The sequence below is a fragment of the Xenorhabdus budapestensis genome (assembly GCF_017743015.1).
GTDB lineage: Bacteria > Pseudomonadota > Gammaproteobacteria > Enterobacterales > Enterobacteriaceae > Xenorhabdus > Xenorhabdus budapestensis.
The window spans coordinates 3,336,877-3,353,768 of sequence record NZ_CP072455.1; the positions used below are offsets into that span (position 1 = coordinate 3,336,877).

At 45.8% G+C, this 16,892-nt stretch carries 18 protein-coding genes and 1 pseudogene; 2 read left to right on the plus strand and 17 right to left on the minus strand.

All coding sequences use genetic code 11. The annotated features are described in order from the left end of the window. Positions 1 to 97 precede the first annotated feature (97 nt). Positions 98 to 790 (plus strand): DUF5710 domain-containing protein, encoded by a 693-nt coding sequence (locus HGO23_RS14575; protein ID WP_209027086.1) that lies wholly within the window; start codon positions 98 to 100, stop codon positions 788 to 790. Positions 791 to 919: 129 nt separating this feature from the next. Here HGO23_RS14575 and HGO23_RS14580 read toward each other — a convergent pair whose 3' ends face one another. The 9 genes from HGO23_RS14580 to HGO23_RS14620 all read right to left on the minus strand — a co-directional run bounded on the left by HGO23_RS14580 (position 920) and on the right by HGO23_RS14620 (position 8,326). Beyond that, entirely contained in the window at positions 920 to 1,558 is a 639-nt protein-coding gene (locus tag HGO23_RS14580; RefSeq protein ID WP_209027087.1) for a hypothetical protein, read from the minus strand. Between the two features lie 134 nt (positions 1,559 to 1,692). Further along, on the minus strand, positions 1,693 to 2,451 hold the full coding sequence (locus HGO23_RS14585) for a TIGR03747 family integrating conjugative element membrane protein (RefSeq protein ID WP_209027088.1): 759 nt from the start codon (positions 2,449 to 2,451) through the stop codon (positions 1,693 to 1,695). Positions 2,452 to 2,460: 9 nt separating this feature from the next. After that, positions 2,461 to 4,524 (minus strand): type IV conjugative transfer system coupling protein TraD, encoded by a 2,064-nt coding sequence (gene traD, locus HGO23_RS14590; protein ID WP_209027089.1) that lies wholly within the window; start codon positions 4,522 to 4,524, stop codon positions 2,461 to 2,463. Next, on the minus strand, positions 4,521 to 5,060 hold the full coding sequence (locus HGO23_RS14595; protein WP_209027090.1) for an integrating conjugative element protein: 540 nt from the start codon (positions 5,058 to 5,060) through the stop codon (positions 4,521 to 4,523). Before HGO23_RS14595 ends, traD begins: the two co-directional genes overlap by 4 nt. Then, positions 5,036 to 5,734: a TIGR03759 family integrating conjugative element protein gene (locus tag HGO23_RS14600; RefSeq protein ID WP_209027091.1), complete on the minus strand. Its 699-nt coding sequence runs from the start codon at positions 5,732 to 5,734 to the stop codon at positions 5,036 to 5,038. Before HGO23_RS14600 ends, HGO23_RS14595 begins: the two co-directional genes overlap by 25 nt. Beyond that, a complete protein-coding gene (pilL2, locus tag HGO23_RS14605; protein ID WP_209027092.1) occupies positions 5,734 to 6,276 on the minus strand; it encodes a PFGI-1 class ICE element type IV pilus protein PilL2 in 543 nt (180 codons plus the stop codon). The genes HGO23_RS14600 and pilL2 overlap by 1 nt, the downstream gene beginning before the upstream one ends. A gap of 165 nt (positions 6,277 to 6,441) precedes the next feature. Beyond that, positions 6,442 to 6,723: a helix-turn-helix domain-containing protein gene (locus HGO23_RS14610; RefSeq protein WP_209027093.1), complete on the minus strand. Its 282-nt coding sequence runs from the start codon at positions 6,721 to 6,723 to the stop codon at positions 6,442 to 6,444. Between the two features lie 336 nt (positions 6,724 to 7,059). After that, positions 7,060 to 7,527 carry a type III toxin-antitoxin system TenpIN family toxin gene (gene tenpIN / locus HGO23_RS14615; RefSeq protein ID WP_209027094.1) on the minus strand — a complete coding sequence of 156 codons (468 nt, stop codon included), beginning with the start codon at positions 7,525 to 7,527 and terminating at the stop codon, positions 7,060 to 7,062. Between the two features lie 205 nt (positions 7,528 to 7,732). Next, entirely contained in the window at positions 7,733 to 8,326 is a 594-nt protein-coding gene (locus HGO23_RS14620) for an SMI1/KNR4 family protein (RefSeq protein WP_209027095.1), read from the minus strand. Positions 8,327 to 8,603: 277 nt separating this feature from the next. On the opposite strand from HGO23_RS14620, the gene HGO23_RS14625 reads away from it, so the two are divergent. After that, complete coding sequence (locus HGO23_RS14625; RefSeq protein WP_209027096.1) at positions 8,604 to 9,572, plus strand: hypothetical protein; 969 nt, start codon at positions 8,604 to 8,606, stop codon at positions 9,570 to 9,572. Positions 9,573 to 9,655: 83 nt separating this feature from the next. Here HGO23_RS14625 and ssb read toward each other — a convergent pair whose 3' ends face one another. The 8 genes and pseudogenes from ssb to HGO23_RS14665 all read right to left on the minus strand — a co-directional run bounded on the left by ssb (position 9,656) and on the right by HGO23_RS14665 (position 16,851). Then, positions 9,656 to 10,171, minus strand: coding sequence for a single-stranded DNA-binding protein (ssb, locus tag HGO23_RS14630; protein ID WP_209027097.1), 516 nt, complete (start codon positions 10,169 to 10,171; stop codon positions 9,656 to 9,658). Between the two features lie 16 nt (positions 10,172 to 10,187). Next, positions 10,188 to 10,493: a hypothetical protein gene (locus HGO23_RS14635; RefSeq protein WP_416776488.1), complete on the minus strand. Its 306-nt coding sequence runs from the start codon at positions 10,491 to 10,493 to the stop codon at positions 10,188 to 10,190. Continuing rightward, positions 10,474 to 10,938, minus strand: coding sequence for an STY4534 family ICE replication protein (locus tag HGO23_RS14640; protein WP_069317030.1), 465 nt, complete (start codon positions 10,936 to 10,938; stop codon positions 10,474 to 10,476). Before HGO23_RS14640 ends, HGO23_RS14635 begins: the two co-directional genes overlap by 20 nt. Positions 10,939 to 11,244: 306 nt before the next feature. After that, positions 11,245 to 13,245, minus strand: coding sequence for a DNA topoisomerase III (locus HGO23_RS14645; RefSeq protein WP_209027098.1), 2,001 nt, complete (start codon positions 13,243 to 13,245; stop codon positions 11,245 to 11,247). Between the two features lie 13 nt (positions 13,246 to 13,258). Then, on the minus strand, positions 13,259 to 13,972 hold the full coding sequence (locus tag HGO23_RS14650) for a PFL_4669 family integrating conjugative element protein (RefSeq protein ID WP_209027099.1): 714 nt from the start codon (positions 13,970 to 13,972) through the stop codon (positions 13,259 to 13,261). Positions 13,973 to 14,350: 378 nt separating this feature from the next. Continuing rightward, positions 14,351 to 15,074, minus strand: a pseudogene (arsH, locus tag HGO23_RS14655) (arsenical resistance protein ArsH). A 6-nt stretch (positions 15,075 to 15,080) separates the two neighbouring features. After that, positions 15,081 to 15,515 carry an arsenate reductase (glutaredoxin) gene (gene arsC / locus HGO23_RS14660; protein ID WP_209027100.1) on the minus strand — a complete coding sequence of 145 codons (435 nt, stop codon included), beginning with the start codon at positions 15,513 to 15,515 and terminating at the stop codon, positions 15,081 to 15,083. 52 nt (positions 15,516 to 15,567) lie between these two features. Beyond that, a complete protein-coding gene (locus tag HGO23_RS14665) occupies positions 15,568 to 16,851 on the minus strand; it encodes an arsenic transporter (protein ID WP_209027101.1) in 1,284 nt (427 codons plus the stop codon). Positions 16,852 to 16,892: the final 41 nt, after the last annotated feature.

The following is a 16,892-nucleotide window of genomic DNA, read 5'->3' on the forward strand; positions in this document are numbered from 1 at the left end:
AAATCAGATCAGTAATAAACTCTTTATGCTTTGATGAAAATTAGCTAAATAGTCTGACTAATTTATTTGATTAATGATTTCACAATGAAGGAATAATATGCTGCGGATTGATTTACACGTCCCCGATGATGAGTATGAGACAGTGAAAAAGCTGGGCGCACACTGGGATGCGACCGCCCAAATCTGGTATATCGATGGCAGTTTTGACCCGGAGCCGTTTATGCAGTGGCTGCCGTTTTACAATGTGCATGCGGAATATTGGTATCTCGCCCAAACCCGGATACCCTGTCCGCACTGTCATGAACCCACCACCGTCACTGCCTTTATGTTGCCTGCCAGACATCAATTACTGGAAGCAGATAAGGATGAGGAACCCGACACGGAAGTGGACTACACCGAACAAGACAGCCCGGCATTTGTGTTTTATATCGTCGATATCCCGTCTATCGTGCGTAATGTGCTACCCGGCTTTCACCACACCCTGCGCAAAGCCATCAGCCAACAGTTACACCGACAGCACTGGATAAACCACTGCGAACACTGTGACGCACAGCAGGACGATACCGAACTGTTTGCTGACGTCGGTGGCGCGTTTTTTCCGGCCTCCAAAGAACAGGCGGCGACTATTCAGCTGCACCGAATCGATCAGCCATTCGTAGTGTATTGTGAAGATACTTCGCACGAACATTACTGTTTCGATCCAAAGGGAAGCAACCGAGCCTGTCAGGCCTGTGACTGGTTTGAATGCATGACACAGGTCGTAAATGTACCTTCAAAATATCAGCATTAACCGGAAAAACTGACGCGCCGCCAAGCGGCTTGTCTGCTAAGTCATGGCAGGCAAAACAAATATCCGTTTTGTTTTGCCTGCCATGACTTAGCGACATAAATAATAATTATTAGGAAATCTAAGCTTTTATCAGAATAATTCAGTATCATCTACCTTATACTTAGATAAAATTTCATTTAATTTCTTTATTCTTTTCTTTGATGGACTAGCTATCATAATATATACAGATAAAACCCCAATGGCAGTAATAAACATACTAACAAGTAAAAAATAATATTCTGATGAATTTTTATTTTCAAAATAAAAAATAAGAAAAGAAATATAAATCATAGCAATAAAGAATATGCTTTTCAGCATAACCTCCGAGAACTTGTTTAATTTATAATATCGATCAATTTTAATAATTGGATTTTCATAATTAAATGACACATAAAAATTCAATCTTTTAATATCTCGCACATAATCAAATCTAACACCATCTTTCTCCAAGTTTGGAATTATACTTCTTAATTTTGGCGATCTGGTTTTTGTTACCTTAAACATCACATCTTCATTTATAATATATTTTAAGTATGCTTTATTTTTATCATTTAAAACATCCGAGTATTCATTAAGATAGTGCTTATTTTTTGATGTTTTTCTATTACTGAATAAAGTAATTCCTTTATAAACTCGATGAATTGTTATTCCAACACCAGAAAAAAATGCGGCAATCAACTCCAATACACCTGAATAATTTTGAATTAAATAATTAATAATATCTTTCATTATTTCCTCATCTTGCGGGTTAAAAAATAAGTAAGGATATTATGGATAAGACACTCTATGCTAGCCTTGAAACCGACAATGGGAGATGAGTCAAAAATAATATTGCCATTATACTGCTAAGTGAAAATATGTATTCACAGGTATTTCTTAAACATCGAAGTTGTTATGACTACTGTCATCCCCAGCAAGAGTGCCGCGGGCAGCAATATTACCGTAGGATACACCACATCCGGCCACGATAAATACAATACACAGGGAATGGTACAGGCCGGTTTAATGCCCCGTTTGGCATGATGATAAACAAAACTGGATTCATAGCCTGCCCCATAACGCCGTAAATCCCGCCGTCCCAGTCCATCAACCAGTGCGACCAAAATCACCATCACAAACAACGGAACGGATAACAGCAGGAGCGCCAGCCGGATTAGGGTCACCATTGTGATAAACACGGTAGCCAGACAATATTCCTGCAAATAACCTGATACATCCTGTAATACCGCATTGAATTCACGCAGAAAATCATTGCGGCTATTTAGTTGATATTGTTGCTGCCCCTGTATCCAGTGCATAAAACCACTATCCACAAACAGCCATTGATAGACCTGTAACAGCCATGTTGAGACGATTTGTGCGGGATTTGACAACAGCAGGCTTTGCGTAAACTCCGTGGATAAAAATTGCAGCTCCGTTTTCATCATCGTCTGGCTGTGAGCCGCGCCCTCGTCCGGCCAGAAAAAAGTCATCCCGAGGTATTCCAGTAACAGACTGAACAGCCACGACATCACAATAAAGCCAATGAGCTGCCACGGCCATTCCCATAACACACGATACAGCAACCCATGCTTACGGGGTGGTTGAGAAGGCTGACGGGATGAGTTTTCTGACGGTGCCATGACGCGAAATTACCCCTTCTCTTCCCACCAATTTTCACTGGTGCGGTAGTGTCGTCGCATCTGTTCGGCGATGTTCTGCAAACTCGCCGGCATCAGGGCATCATCGTCATCACCGGTGGGCAAAGGCATGCGAATTTTCCACAACTGTCCGCCTTCCAGTAGCGCAAATGCCTGCCCTTTCGGCAGGTTAATCATCTCAGCCGGCGTCACCAACGGTGTTTTAACCGTGCCGACCCTGTCCTGTGTAGACGAGGTAAAATCCTGCCCCTGCTCGACATCAGCAATATCCGAGTGCCCTGAAACCAATGTCTTACTGTAGATTTCCACTTCCGGCAGCTGGCTGGTGAGTAACTCGGCTGTCCGGTTATCCCGTACCCGCAGCATAATCAGGGTATTGAAGTTGCCAATTACCTGTGCCGTTTTAGCCGGGCTGCCGATACGGGCTTCAATATCCGAGGAAGTCTGGGTATAGGCGGTAACCTGCATACCGGCACCCCCGCCCTTATTAATCAGCGGAATAAACTCATCCCCCATCAGTTCATTGAATTCGTCACAATGCAGGTTAATCGCCAGTTTCCCGTCCTGGCGCACCGGCAACCCCGCATTCATACCGTACTTATAAATCTGCCCGGCCACACTGACCAAATCCGCAAACATGCTGTTGCCCACTGCCGAAGCCACATCACTGTCAGACAATGCATCCAGGCCGATATAAACAATGCCGTTTTTGCGGATCACCTGTTCCCAGTCGAAAATGGGGCGCAAGTCCGCCATATTGAGATAATCCGGTGATAACAGCTCTGCGATTTTTCCTGTGGTCAGTTTTTCCAGCAGAGGCAATAGCGAGGCGACAATTTTATCAAAATAGGTGCGGTCATAACGCACGGCTGAACGTAACCCGTCCAGAATAGGGTCATAGAGCTGTTTACCGGCCTCAGAACTGAGCGTCATTTCCATTGCCCAGAGCCGGAGCGCATCCGGCTGCCCCTGCATATTGCGCGGAATATCTTTTTCTTTCAGCTTGCCGAGGATTTGATTGATTTGTTCCAGCAACACAGGCTGACTGTCTGCCATCACTTTAGTCGCATAGAGCTGATACAGTTCGCTGATATTATTGACGTAACGTGTGATAAGCGTGTAATCCGGCCGATGCCCCAGTGCCACCAACGCACGGGCGACAATATTGACAAACCGCCAGGCAAATTCCCGGAACGCCGCACTGTTCCCTTCCCCACTCAATTGCCCCGCCAGACGGGAAGCCACTTCCGATACCCGGCCAAACCGCCCGACCGCATTATAACGGGCTGAAATCTCCGGCCAGCCCAGATGAAAGAGAGACAGTTCACTGCCACGCCCTGCCCGGTGCGCTTCTGCCCAGATGCGTCTTAATAAATCAGCATCCCCTTTGGGATCAAAGACAATCACCACTTCACCGCGCCGGATATCCTGCGTTATCAGCAATTCAGCCAGCCGGGTTTTTCCCACGCGGGTCGTCCCCATGACTAAGGTATGCCCGACCCGCTCACGCAGATCCATATACACTTCGGCTTCCTGCGGTTCAATACCGTGGATCATCGGATTGCCCCCAACCGGCGGCAATGGTCGCACCGGATTCAACGGGGAATCTTTACACAACAGATTTGACAATGCCGGCCAACGGTATTCGGTTCGATGCTCCAGTAAACGGGCAAGCTGATAAACCTGAGAGGGTTGCACAAATCGTTCGACTTCCGGTCGCCGCGTATCCTGCAAACGCTGGGTATGCTTCTGCTGCCAGCGAAAACCCCGGCCCAGAAACAAGCGCTGATGACTGACGGGAATGTGTTTTGTGCTCATCTGGTAACGCGGTAAACGACTCAGATTTCGGCGATAGCGGATAACCTGAATGCCCTGCCAGGTGCGTATTATCGCTAATACAGTAAAACCCCCGGCCATCACGTAGCTGACTGAAGGTGCCAGTGCAATCGCCCAGGGTGCCCGAATGCAGATAAATGCGGCAACCGCTGAAACCACAGCGGTATTCAGCTCGACAGCCGGACGCAGCAAGGCTTCAACCACATAACGACGGCTCATAGTGAGGGCTGCTGCGTAAGTGCATTTTCAGTGATCAACACCGGATAATGCTGTAACTGCAAACGACGCGCCAGCTCTGTGCCGGAAGCCGGTGATAACAGGATATCCGGTGCTAAAGCGCGCAGTGACTGTAATCCAGTCATTGTACTGACATTAACGACCAGTCCCACCGCGTGCAATGGTGCCAGACGGGCTGCATGCTGACTTAGCCACTGACGAGAGTCAGGATCATCGCCAATCAAAAATAACGCGCCAATCCCCGGCAATTGCAGTGAGCGGTTTACTATTTTTCCCGGTGTCAGTTCCGGTGTGTTAACCGGCAGCATGGCTGCTTCCCCCTCCACTTCTGGCGAGAAAGGGTGTGATTGTGCAGAACGATAATTCGGCTGGGCATTAATGCTTTCATAAAAGGGCGAGGCATCTTTGCCGCCTAAATCGGCAATCACGTTCAGTTCGGCCTGGCCGGTAGTCACCCATAACAGGCCGATAATGGGGAATACATTCACCCGCTTCATGGTAATGACGTAACCTGCCATCCTTGTTTCCCCTGTCGTAATAATGCCGGCATCAATCCTTTACCAAACCGGAACCAGTATCCCGCATCATGATTCAGCGTGATTTGTCGGTTACGGACCTGTTCAACCGGAATATGATGCGTTTTAGCCCACTGCCGTAAGGTGTCATCATTACGTTGGCTGTCGACCAGATAGATATCCACCGGCTGCTTTGCCGCCAGCACTTCGGCCAAACGGGTGTCACATTGCGGACAATCTTTGGCTCTGACAAACAATGCCAGCCGACCATTGTTCTCACGCGATTTTTCCATATTGACCGGCAAAACATCCGGAAACAGCCGCTGCCAGGCAGTATTCACTTCCCGCTGGAAACGCAGCTCTTTTTCCGTTCGGGCAAACTCTGCCTTAACCCACTGTTCAGCATAACGGCGGCGTTCGACATCGCTTTCGGCTTCAATCCCTAATGCGGTCAACGGATCAAGTCCCGGCGACTGAATACCCCTTGGCCCGTTCATCAGTTGCTGATAACGCTGATATTCATCGGTACTTAACTGCCACTGTTCAGCCTGATTATTCAGGGATTGCGGCTGGCTTTCAGTCGTTCGTGTCTGCTGCGAAGCTAACGGTGTCGGTGTTACTGCCCAGACCGAACTGCTCAGCAACCCTGCCAACAGACTGAACTGGTGTAATTTCATCAGCGCCCCCCCGACTGAGTAGATTTAGCCGGAGCCGGGAGCTGATAGCCCTGTCGCAAATGGTGACAAACAACACGTTGTACCTCGTCGACTTCCAGTTGCCAGGCCGGGCCTGCCATCACCTGCAATGCTGTGTGTAATCGAATCGGACCCAACTGAGCGTGTACGGATGGTAGCGGCTGGCGATATAAAATGTCATTCGTCTTGTCAGGCACACAGAGGGCGTAGCCGGATTGACGCGATGCATAACGCATGGCATCAGCCACAGTGGGGCTCTGGGATGTGGGAAGCTGAATATCAATCAACTGGGAAAGTGGATCACGCTGCGCTGCTGTCGGGGCGGTATTGACCAGCACATAGCGCCCGTAGCGGACGACTTCAGGTGTTTGCTGATAAATATCCGGTGAAACAGTTTGAATGTTTTGTGTCAACGTAACGGAAGAAAAACTATTTTGGGAAGATTGAGGGAGCGGTTGTTTCACGGGAGTCGTGCATCCCGTCAGTATAACCGCGATTAAGCCGATTAACACCGTTATTTTCATGCCAAATAGGTTCCTGCTCAGTCGTAAAATAATCCTGACTATGCAAGGAACCCGGTAATGTATTCAATGAACAACTCAACTGTGTTTGCTGAAAATAAAAATACTGAAACAAAAAAGAATGGATAGTCTCTGAACAGGTATTATCACATTGATGATATCAGCGCGTTATTCAACCTCTGGCTGGCTTTCATCAACCGTCTGGCGCACTTTTCGCTCAATAAAATTGCCGTAGTCATCGAAATAACGGCTGGGCCAGATTTCAGCGGGTTCCATTCCCAAACGGGTGGCGATGATGAGTTCCCCTTTGGGCCATGAGCGGGATAAAGTATTTGCCAGAGTGGAAGAACTTAGCCCCGATTCACGGGATAAAGCGGCGAGTGTGGTACCACGTTTGCGTAATGCACAAATAATTTCGGCTGGGTGCCAGTCTTGTTGAGTGTTAATCATACCTGCTTCCCCTTCTGTTGATTATTGGTGGTGGTTCAGACAGGGATTCTCAGGTACCGGAAACACTCAACCGGCGAGGCCGAAGCCTCCCCCGCCTGAACCGCCATTGAAGGTACGATAACAGGCACACTGGTAGAAACTACCTACCAGTGGAGTGTTTTTATGAGGCCTGAGATTCCTCACTACCGGATTTTGCCGATAGCTTTTTTACTTTAACTGATTGAGTTATCTAATTCAATAATAGAATGTGTAAGTTTAACAGGTAAATTTAATTATTTTAGTCACTAGCATTGTTTAAATATAATACAAACCAACGGTAAGGCGATTACAATATACTCAAACGTTTAACTGCTTATGGTAATTTTGCAATGTCGTAAAACGATATTCCAGACTGTTAAGAACATGCCTATCCTTTCTTTTAACTGCCTTAATATATTTTTCCACGTATTTCTCAAATTTTCTTGTGATGAAAAATTCCTTTCCCTGAATATTTTTATGTTGTTCTGGTGGGATCAAAAATATTTCATCAGAAATATATTTCGGATTGGTAATTAATAATGCTTTCGAGTAATCCAATCCTTTACCTTTCATTCCTTTCTGGTTATATTTTTGCGTAATATAGGCTGCATTATGTTTAATCGCAGTTCTCAGAGGAATAGCAAAAGTTAATTGGTTTATGTTAATTACAACAATACCATGTCCGCGCGTTTTACCGGGTGCCCACTTACCATCTTCATTATCAAGTGCTTGTATGAGATAAACATTTTCATCATAGAAGGTTTGATCTAATTTTCTTAATTTCATCCTGATCACTTTTATCTGGAACAAAAAAAACCCCAGTTCAGGGGTTTTTTCTGGCAGTTAATTCAATCTGGAGGCTTCTGTTTTTTTACGTGGGGCGCTCCTACCACCACTATACTTCTGTTTGGAGGTTTCTGTTTTTTACGTGGGGTTCTCCTACCACCACAAACTGCACTTATATGATATAGCTGATGTTTGATCTTGTCAATCAACGATATTGTGGGACGAACTGGTAATCAGTATTAGTTAATTTATCAAGGTATTCATCAAAAGAATTAGCTAATACAATATAACTATCAGGGTCATGCAAATAGCGTATTACTTGTCCAACTTTACCATCATTAATAGGATTGAAATCTATATATAATATAGAGGTACCACCATTATTCATACAATGAGCAAAACAAAGACGCTTATCCATCGGCATATTTATATCAATACGTTTATCAACAAAAATGATGTCTTCTTGTTCTAACCACTCACCATAATCATCTGCAATACTTGTAGCACATTTATTCTCTTCAATGATACCATCACAGGATAAAAGATAATATCCAAAATCTTCACCAACATCCGAGCCAAACAACAAAAAACTGACTGTTACCTCTCCATACTTACGCCAATATGTGCCATCTACACGTTTCAGGAGTTCAAGCAGAGTGATAGGACAATCCGGGTATATAGAAAGTAACTTATTGATAGCATCATCACTTGCTCCTTCTATAACCTGCCAATTATCTTTATCTTCTTCATCCAAGTGTTGCTCTACTCTTTTTAAGTGGGTATCGATCAAAAATTTCATATAAGATACTCGATTTTTTATTTAAAAAATAATTATCATAAAAAAGAAAAAATAACAACCTCATTATTAAAGAAATCACTATAAATATTACCATCTTATGGTTGAGCATTATCTCATGAAAAAGATAAATATTATTTTATAGATATAAAAACAGTGATACAGTGATTAAAATCACACCATAACAGGAAATTAAAATGCATAATGTATTTTATGTAAAATGGATAAACCATATATATATATTATCATTGATAATTAAATTAGTATAAATGGAGGGAGCATGTCAAAAAAAACCATATCACCCGCGAAATATGTTTATATTTATCATTTATTATGTTTCTATATTTCAATATCATTTTTATTATATTATATGAAATCACCCAAAACACCAGTTATTATTTTTTTAGGCATGATATTTATAGTATTAATTATAATATTTCATGAAAAAATAGGTTTAAAAATAAAAATAAATAAAAAAATATCCCTTTATTATACAAGCATCATTTTTTCAATGTTATCATCTTTATTTTTATTATCATCTTGCTTTACTTTTATATTCATAAAAAAAACCGGGGACTCAGCAAGCACAATAGTTCTATTTATATGCTCCATTCTATGCCTACTTATATCCATACTAACATTCACATCGAATTCTATAAACAAAAAAAATAATTTAAATCCTGCATTTTTATCCATAGTTAAAGTTATATGGATTTTATTGAGTTATTTTTTTTATTCTTTTTCAAGAGGTGCTGTTGCAGAAGAATTTGATATAAGTTATGAATCTACACTATCCAAGCCAACCACAATAGGATTAACAATAATTTTTATAACGATGGTGTATTTAACATTCACAGTATTTCTTCCTGTAATTTTAGCTCTTTTTGAAAAAAAACCATTTGATAATAAAAAATCAAAAGAAATATATTACAGCAGCCTACCAATAGCTATTCCAATACTCCTACTTTGGCTTTTTACTTGCATTTTACTCAATGTTAACATTGATAAAGCAATCAATTCAATCATAGAAATAACTATTCCTATGGAAACCAGAAGTACTTTTTTTTGCAATGAAAACTATATGAGTTTACCTGAGAAAAATACAACTCGGTATATGAGTATTAGTAATGACGAATATAGAGCATTTATAAAAACACAAAATTCATGGACAGTTTCAAGATTAAAATGTCAGGATAAGGAACCTTATTATAAGTTAACTCCAGTAAAAACAATTGAAAGTATAAATTAAAAAGAACAAAATTGCCCCATTAATGGGGCATATCAGTTTAATCAATAAAACAAAAATCAGAGTTCATTCTATCTCCTAAACACTCAAAATGGGATCTCATCTGCCCAATCTACGTCTTCTCCTTCTTCCGGCAACGCTGGAATCTGTGCCATTTGTGTTGGCGCACTGCCCTTTTTAGCGTCTTGAGCAGGCTGAAGCTTCTGAACGGGTTTCGGTGTGCTCTGCGGCGCAGCCACGGGTTTTGTATCACCACGACTGCCCAGCATCTGCATGGCGCCATTCACATTGACCACCACTTCGGTGGAATAGCGATCCTGCCCTTGTTGGTCCTGCCACTTACGTGTTTGTAACTGGCCTTCAATGTACACCTGAGCCCCTTTTTGCAGATACTCCGCCGCAATTTCGGCTAATTTTCCGAAGATCACTACCCGGTGCCATTCGGTTTTTTCCCGAGTCTCACCGGTTTGTTTATCCCGCCAGCTGTCTGACGTCGCCAGTGACAGCGTTGCGACCGTACCACCCGTTGGCAGGTAACGGATTTCCGGAGCTTGCCCCAGATGACCCACTAAAATCACTTTGTTAATGCCGCGCGAAGACATGCTGATTTCCTCCCTGTTATGCTGACTGGCGTTGTGTCCAGCGCCCTTGTTGCAGCGCCAGTTCTGCCTGCTCACGGCTGGCAAAATATTCGGTTGATTCACGGGAGCACGGAACGCCCGCCTCCATGGTGCCGATATAAAATCCGGCACGGCTCCGCAACACGGTTAACGGTAACTGTTTATGGCAGTATTGCAGAGCCAGAACACCAATCAGGGAAATATTCATCTCTGTATCCTGTTGTCTTTGAGAATAAAAGGACTGCCCTGAAATATCAGGGCGAGTCGGTGGGGTAAAAGGAATATCAGAATGAATTTTCTGCATATTCAGTTTGCGCAACTCCGTTCTGGGGAGGAGCCGAATCAGACTGTTCGGCCTGATAGACTTTGTCCTGACCGATTTTGATCCAGTCAACTTTAATCAGGCGGGCTTTCAGGCTGACACGCTGTTCGCCGGCATGATCACCGCGTTTCAGGGTAAAAATGTCGGTGGAGGGATTGCTTAACGTAAATCCCAGTAGCACTTTTTTATCCTCATCCACCGATTTCTGGCAACGACCGATCAGACTGGTCGCTTCCTTGCCAACCACAGTAATATCAAAACGCACATAGACCGGGTTATCACCCGGGCCATTTAATGCATTGATCACACAACTCAGAAACGTACCGCTGGCCGTGCTGACATGGCGGATATTATTCAGATAACCCAGTCCTTTAATATTCAGGTTGAAATAGTCGTTTTTGGTTAAGGTTGTGGTGTTCTCAGACATACGATGTTCTCCATAGAAATAAGGTGTGACGGAGAAAATCTCTCCCCTGACGGGAATGATTTTTCCCGCCGGGAGTCAGACTCAGACGTGACTGACGTGCTGATAAAGAATAAAAAAACCTTCATTGCCATTGAGTTGGCAATATCTGCTTCCAAAGGGGGGCAGATGTACCGCGTTGACGCGCTCCCTTTCAGGCTACGGGAGTCTGGCAGCCACCCGGAGGCGATCGTTGCAGGCTTACCGATCTTTAAGAAACAGACTGATTCTTCAGGCATCCCATCAGCGCGTCAATCAACAACCAGATCTTCATGCCCGTTGATTTGCCCGCCTGACCTTGCGCGATTGGGTGACCGCTTTGTCATTCAGCATTCCTTTACAACCCGGGTAGTTCACACAGCCCCAGAATGGCGAGGTTTTTCCCTGCCGCTGCCGCATCCGGCTGCCACAGTTCGGACAGTCCGGGATTTTCGGTAACGTCAGGTGCAGCGGCTGGGCCTTGCCGCGTTCGACTAAATGCAAAAGCCATTGCGCCTGTTTCTGCATAAACACCGCCAGCGATGTTTTGCCCTGCGCAATATCCTCCAGCGACTGCTCCCATAACGCGGTCATCCCCGGACTGGTCAGGACCTCCGGCAGTCCGGCAATCAGTTCCCGTGCCAGCGGAGTTGCGTGAATGGCTTTCTTTTTCCGTTCAATCAATTGGCGTTTAAACAAGGTGTCCAGAATCCCGGCCCGGGTCGCTTCCGTGCCTAATCCGGCACTCTCACGCAGGATCTGCTTTAATTGTGGATCACTGACCAGACTGGCGGCATTTTTCATCGCGGCAATCAGTGTGCCTTCGGTAAACGGGGCCGGTGGTTTGGTGTGCAGTGACTGAATACTGACTGCAATAATCTGGCAGCGATCGCCCTGATGAAAGCGCGGCAGGAGTGAATCCGCTTCGAATTTGTCCTGATCTTCCGCGAAGTTTTCCATAAATAATGTTCTCCAGCCCGTGGTCACATTGACCCGCCCTTTCGCCCGGAAGCGTTGCCCGCCGATATCCAGTGTCACTTCCGTCACATCCGTTTCCTGCGTGGGCAGAAACTGCGCCAGATAATGCTGACGAATAAGCTGATAAACCTGTAACTCGTCGGTCGTTAACCGGGTGAGATCAAAGGCGTGACGGGTGGGGATAATGGCATGGTGGGCCGTGATTTTTTTGTCATTCCAGACCCGGGAAACCTGTTGTTCGTCCAGCTGACTGATAATGTCAGTCATGGCCGGGTCGGTTCGCGTCAGTGCCGTTAATACCACCGGAATATCCGCCTGCATGGACACAGGCAGATACCCGCAATCCGTGCGTGGGTAAGTCGTGGCTTTATGGGTTTCATACAGGGACTGGGCAATCGTCAGCACCTGACTGGCGCCCATACCCCAGAGACGGGATGCCGTCTGCTGCAACGTGCCCAAATCAAAACAGAGCGGCGGCGGGGTTTTCTCCCGTTTTTTGCTGACGGCCATCACTGTGGCCTTTGTGGCCTGCTGGCAACATTGTTGCACAGCCTGTGCCACGGCCTCCCGGGTACAACGGTTTTCTTCATCGCCCTCCTCCGGAGCGGGCAGCCATTTCGCCTGAAAGCGGACAGTGTCTTTTTCCAGATTAGCCATCACCTGCCAGTAGGGTTTCGGCACAAAATTCGCAATGTCCTTATCCCGGCTCACCACCAGTGCCAGTGTCGGTGTCTGTACCCGGCCAATGGATAAGACCTCGCCAAAACCCAGAGCCTGCGCTTTCAGGGTATACAAACGGGTCAGATTGATACCCGTCAACCAGTCGGCTCTCGCCCGCCCCAGTCCGGCTTGATATAACGCTTCCGTCTGCTCCCCCGGTAAGATGACAGCCAGAGCCTGCCGGATGCTGGTTTCATCCAGTGCCGACAGCCACAGCCGCCTGACTGCACCGCTGAAATGGCAATATTCCAATAATTCACGGGCAATCATTTCTCCTTCCCGATCGGCATCGGTGGCAATAATCACTTCATTAGCCTGTTTTAACAGTTGTTCGATGACAGCAAATTGTGCCGCCGTGGCTTCCTTCACCGACCATTGCCACTGTGCGGGCAGTACCGGCAGCACCTCCAGCCGCCACGGCGGACCAAATTGCTCACCATACTGTTCGGGTGCCGCTACCTCCAGCAAATGCCCGATGGCCCAGGTGACAATGATACGGGCACTGAAGAGAAATCCCTGTCCGCGCTGTTTCACCCCCAGAACGTTAGCAATGTCTCTGGCCTGAGAAGGCTTTTCACATAAATAAAGCTGCATCTTTTCCCCTCCGTTAATCGTGTTCGATGGAACGTAACGGGGAGGCGAACGCGGAACGCTGCTTGCCTGACAGACTATCGGGATGCGGTTCACCCAACAGTTTAATGGCATCCAGCCCGGCTGGGGTTTTCTGGGCAATATCCTGCCGGGTGACCGCCAGTGAACGATAAGAACGCACAAAACCATAAATCTGGCGAATGGCTCGGCTGCCGTTATGCAGAAAGGCATCTCGCTCTGCCCGTGAAATCAGTCCGTAATGAAAAGCCTGAAATGTTTTCATCGCCAGCTGGTCGTAACCAACCAGCAACCAGACACAGCGGTAACCTAATGGCGAATGACTGTAAACCCCAATATTCAACGGTTCGACAGAGGAAACGGCGGATAAAGTGATCTGCGGTGGGACAGCATTCAGGGTATCCTGCAAAATAGCCAGATTCTGCCTGAGATTGGCCGATGCGGCTTCCAACGCCTGTTCCAGCTTCACCAGCCAGACATCGGCATACGGATTATCGGCAGCGGAATCCACACTGATATGACCTGCCCGTTTGATCACCTGCGGCATCCCCAGGATCTCCGCAACCTTATGCGTCTTGCTGATTTCTTCCCGCCGGCGCCCCGCCCATAACCGGATGGCATAGTGGGTATGCAGTTCAATCGTTAACGAGGATGTTAAGACACCGGCGCGTAAATGCGGCTGAGATACGTTTTTTTCTTCTGCATCAGACATACACAAAAACTCCTGTTTTGCCCTGATAAGTCAGTCAAACTATCAGGGCAAAACAGGCGGTGATTCAATGGATAACCAGTTATGGGACAAGAAGAAAAGCCGGCAGAATTAACCTGATGTTAAAAATTGATCATTTTTAAATCAATGCTGGCAGTGCCAGCAGTGTGTGATATTTATACAACAGAAAGGTAAAAGTCCCAGAACAAAGATTGAATCTCTGAATGTACCGGATTGTTGATGTTTGCCATCAAAAGGAGATAGCTATTCAGTCTCCGGAAAATAGCCTAAACACCGAAGGAAAAATGGTGATTCAGAGCATCGTAGTTGTCGATGAGGCTGAGCATGAACGCATTCTTGAGCGTACCAATAACGGCCACCCTAAATCTCCTGCTTATTCACTCTGGCTGAAAGTTGTGCTGCACTTTCCTTTGCGTTCACTGTAACGATCAGCAAGATAATCACTGTTACCCCGGATAAGCAAAGTGAACTTCATCATTTCCTCCATAACATCCACAATACGGTCGTAATAGGAAGAAGGTTTCATTCGTCCTGTATCATCAAATTGCTGCCATGCTTTGGCGATGGATGATTGATTCGGAATGGTAAACATACGCATCCAACGCCCCAGAATACGCATTTGGTTGAGTGCATTGAAGGATTGTGAGCCGCCACTGACCTGCATAATTGCGAGTGTTTTCCCCTGTGAAGGCCGTATCGCCCCTTCAGAGAGGGGTATCCAGTCTATCTGCGCTTTCATAATCCCCGTCATAGCACCGTGGCGTTCGGGAGAACACCATACCATCCCCTCTGCCCAGCGTACCCATTCTCTAAGTTCCTGCACTTTAGGATGGGTGTCTGGTGCATCGTCAGGCAACGGCAATCCTGAGGGATCGAAGATATGTATCTCTGCCCCCATCGCCTCCAGCAAACGAGCCGCTTCTTCTGTTGCCAGTCGGCTATATGAACGCTCTCGTACTGAGCCATAGAGCATCAGAATTTTTGGTGGATGATTAAATTGATTCGTATTAAACCATTGCGCTGAAATTTCCGTATCAAATATTTCTGGTTTAATATTGTCTAGCTCATTTTTAAATATTTTCATTGTTCCTCACGGGCATTCTGCTATTCGACAACCCTGCTCATCAATAATTTTTTCACCGTCTTCTTTAATGAATGTGCCTTTTTGTGGTTTCGGTAAAATATCCAATACAACTTCAGACGGACGGTACAGTCGGGTATGTGTTGGTGTGATAACGATCAACCAGTTAATCAGGATAGGATTCGTTAGCATAGTATCAATCAACTGATCATCGCTGAATTTATCTTCGATCAGACCCTGTTCTTCATACGGTTCGACATTTTTGCGTAACAGTGCACGAGGAGTCATGCTCATATCTGCCATCAGTCTGATCAGAATCTCACGGGAAGGCGGGGTTTCTAGGTACAAAATGACTTCAGGTTCAACGCCACTGTTACGGATCAGTCCCAGTGTATTGCGCGAAGTGTCACAGGTCGGATTATGATAAATAGTGATATCTGTCATTATTCATTCTCTTTCTGTTTATCCGGTGATCCAATCCATAATTAAAGGTTTATTAAAACGATAGGCGCAGTGCCAGTGTAGACAACGTCACGAAAAGAACCGGAATGGTCATTACTATCCCGACACGGAAATAATAGCCCCATGAGATGATGATATTTTTCTGCGCGAGAACATGCAGCCAAAGTAACGTCGCCAGGCTGCCAATAGGAGTGATTTTAGGTCCCAGATCACTGCCAATAATATTGGCGTAAATCATGGCTTCTTTGATAACGCCCGTTGCCGTACTGGATTCAACAGAAAGTGCACCAACCAGAACGGTAGGCATGTTGTTCATCACCGATGACAGAATTGCTGTCAGGAAACCCGTGCCCAACGTAGCTGCCCAGAGACCATAATCAGTTAGGATATTCAGTATGCCAGACAGGGCATCGGTGAGACCAACATTACGCAGGCCGTACACCACCAGATACATCCCAAGTGAGAAAATAACGATTTGCCAGGGTGCCTTTTTCAGTACGTTACCCGTATTAATCACATGACTTCGGCGAGCAACCAGCCAGAGGACAAGAGCGGCGACAGCAGCAACCAAACTTACAGGGACGCCTAAAGGCTCAAGAGCAAAGAAACCTGTCAACAACAAGACAAGCACAATCCAACCAGTTTTAAATGTGTGCACATCACGAATAGCCTCATGCGGTAATTTCAATTTCGTAACGTCATAGGTCTTAGGAATATCTTTGCGGAAAAACCAATGTAACATGGCAAGCGTAGCGGTAATAGCAGCGATATCAACCGGTACCATGACTGAGGCATAATTATGAAATCCCAGTTTGAAGAAGTCAGCAGAGACGATATTCACCAGATTGGAAACGATTAACGGTAAACTGGCCGTATCGGCAATAAATCCTGCTGCCATGACGAACGCCAGCGTGGCTCCCCTGCTGAAACCGAGCGCCAGAAGCATAGCAATCACTATCGGAGTCAGAATCAACGCCGCACCATCGTTTGCGAACAGCGCGGAAACACTGGCTCCGAGCAAGATAATATAGGTGAACAGCCAACGGCCTTTGCCACCTCCCCAGCGTGCAACATGCAGAGCTGCCCATTCAAAAAAGCCCGATTCATCAAGCAACAGACTAATGATAATAACAGCGATAAAGGCTGCCGTTGCGTTCCAGACAATTTGCCACACCACTTGAATATCACTGATATGGACAACACCTGTAATCAAGGCAAGTGTGGCACCAATGACGGCACTCCAGCCAATACCAAGCCCCTTTGGTTGCCATATCACCAGAATCAGAGTCAGAATAAAAATTGCTCCTGCAAGCCACATGGTTTTCTCCTAAATATACATATGTGAAAAATCAAATGTGT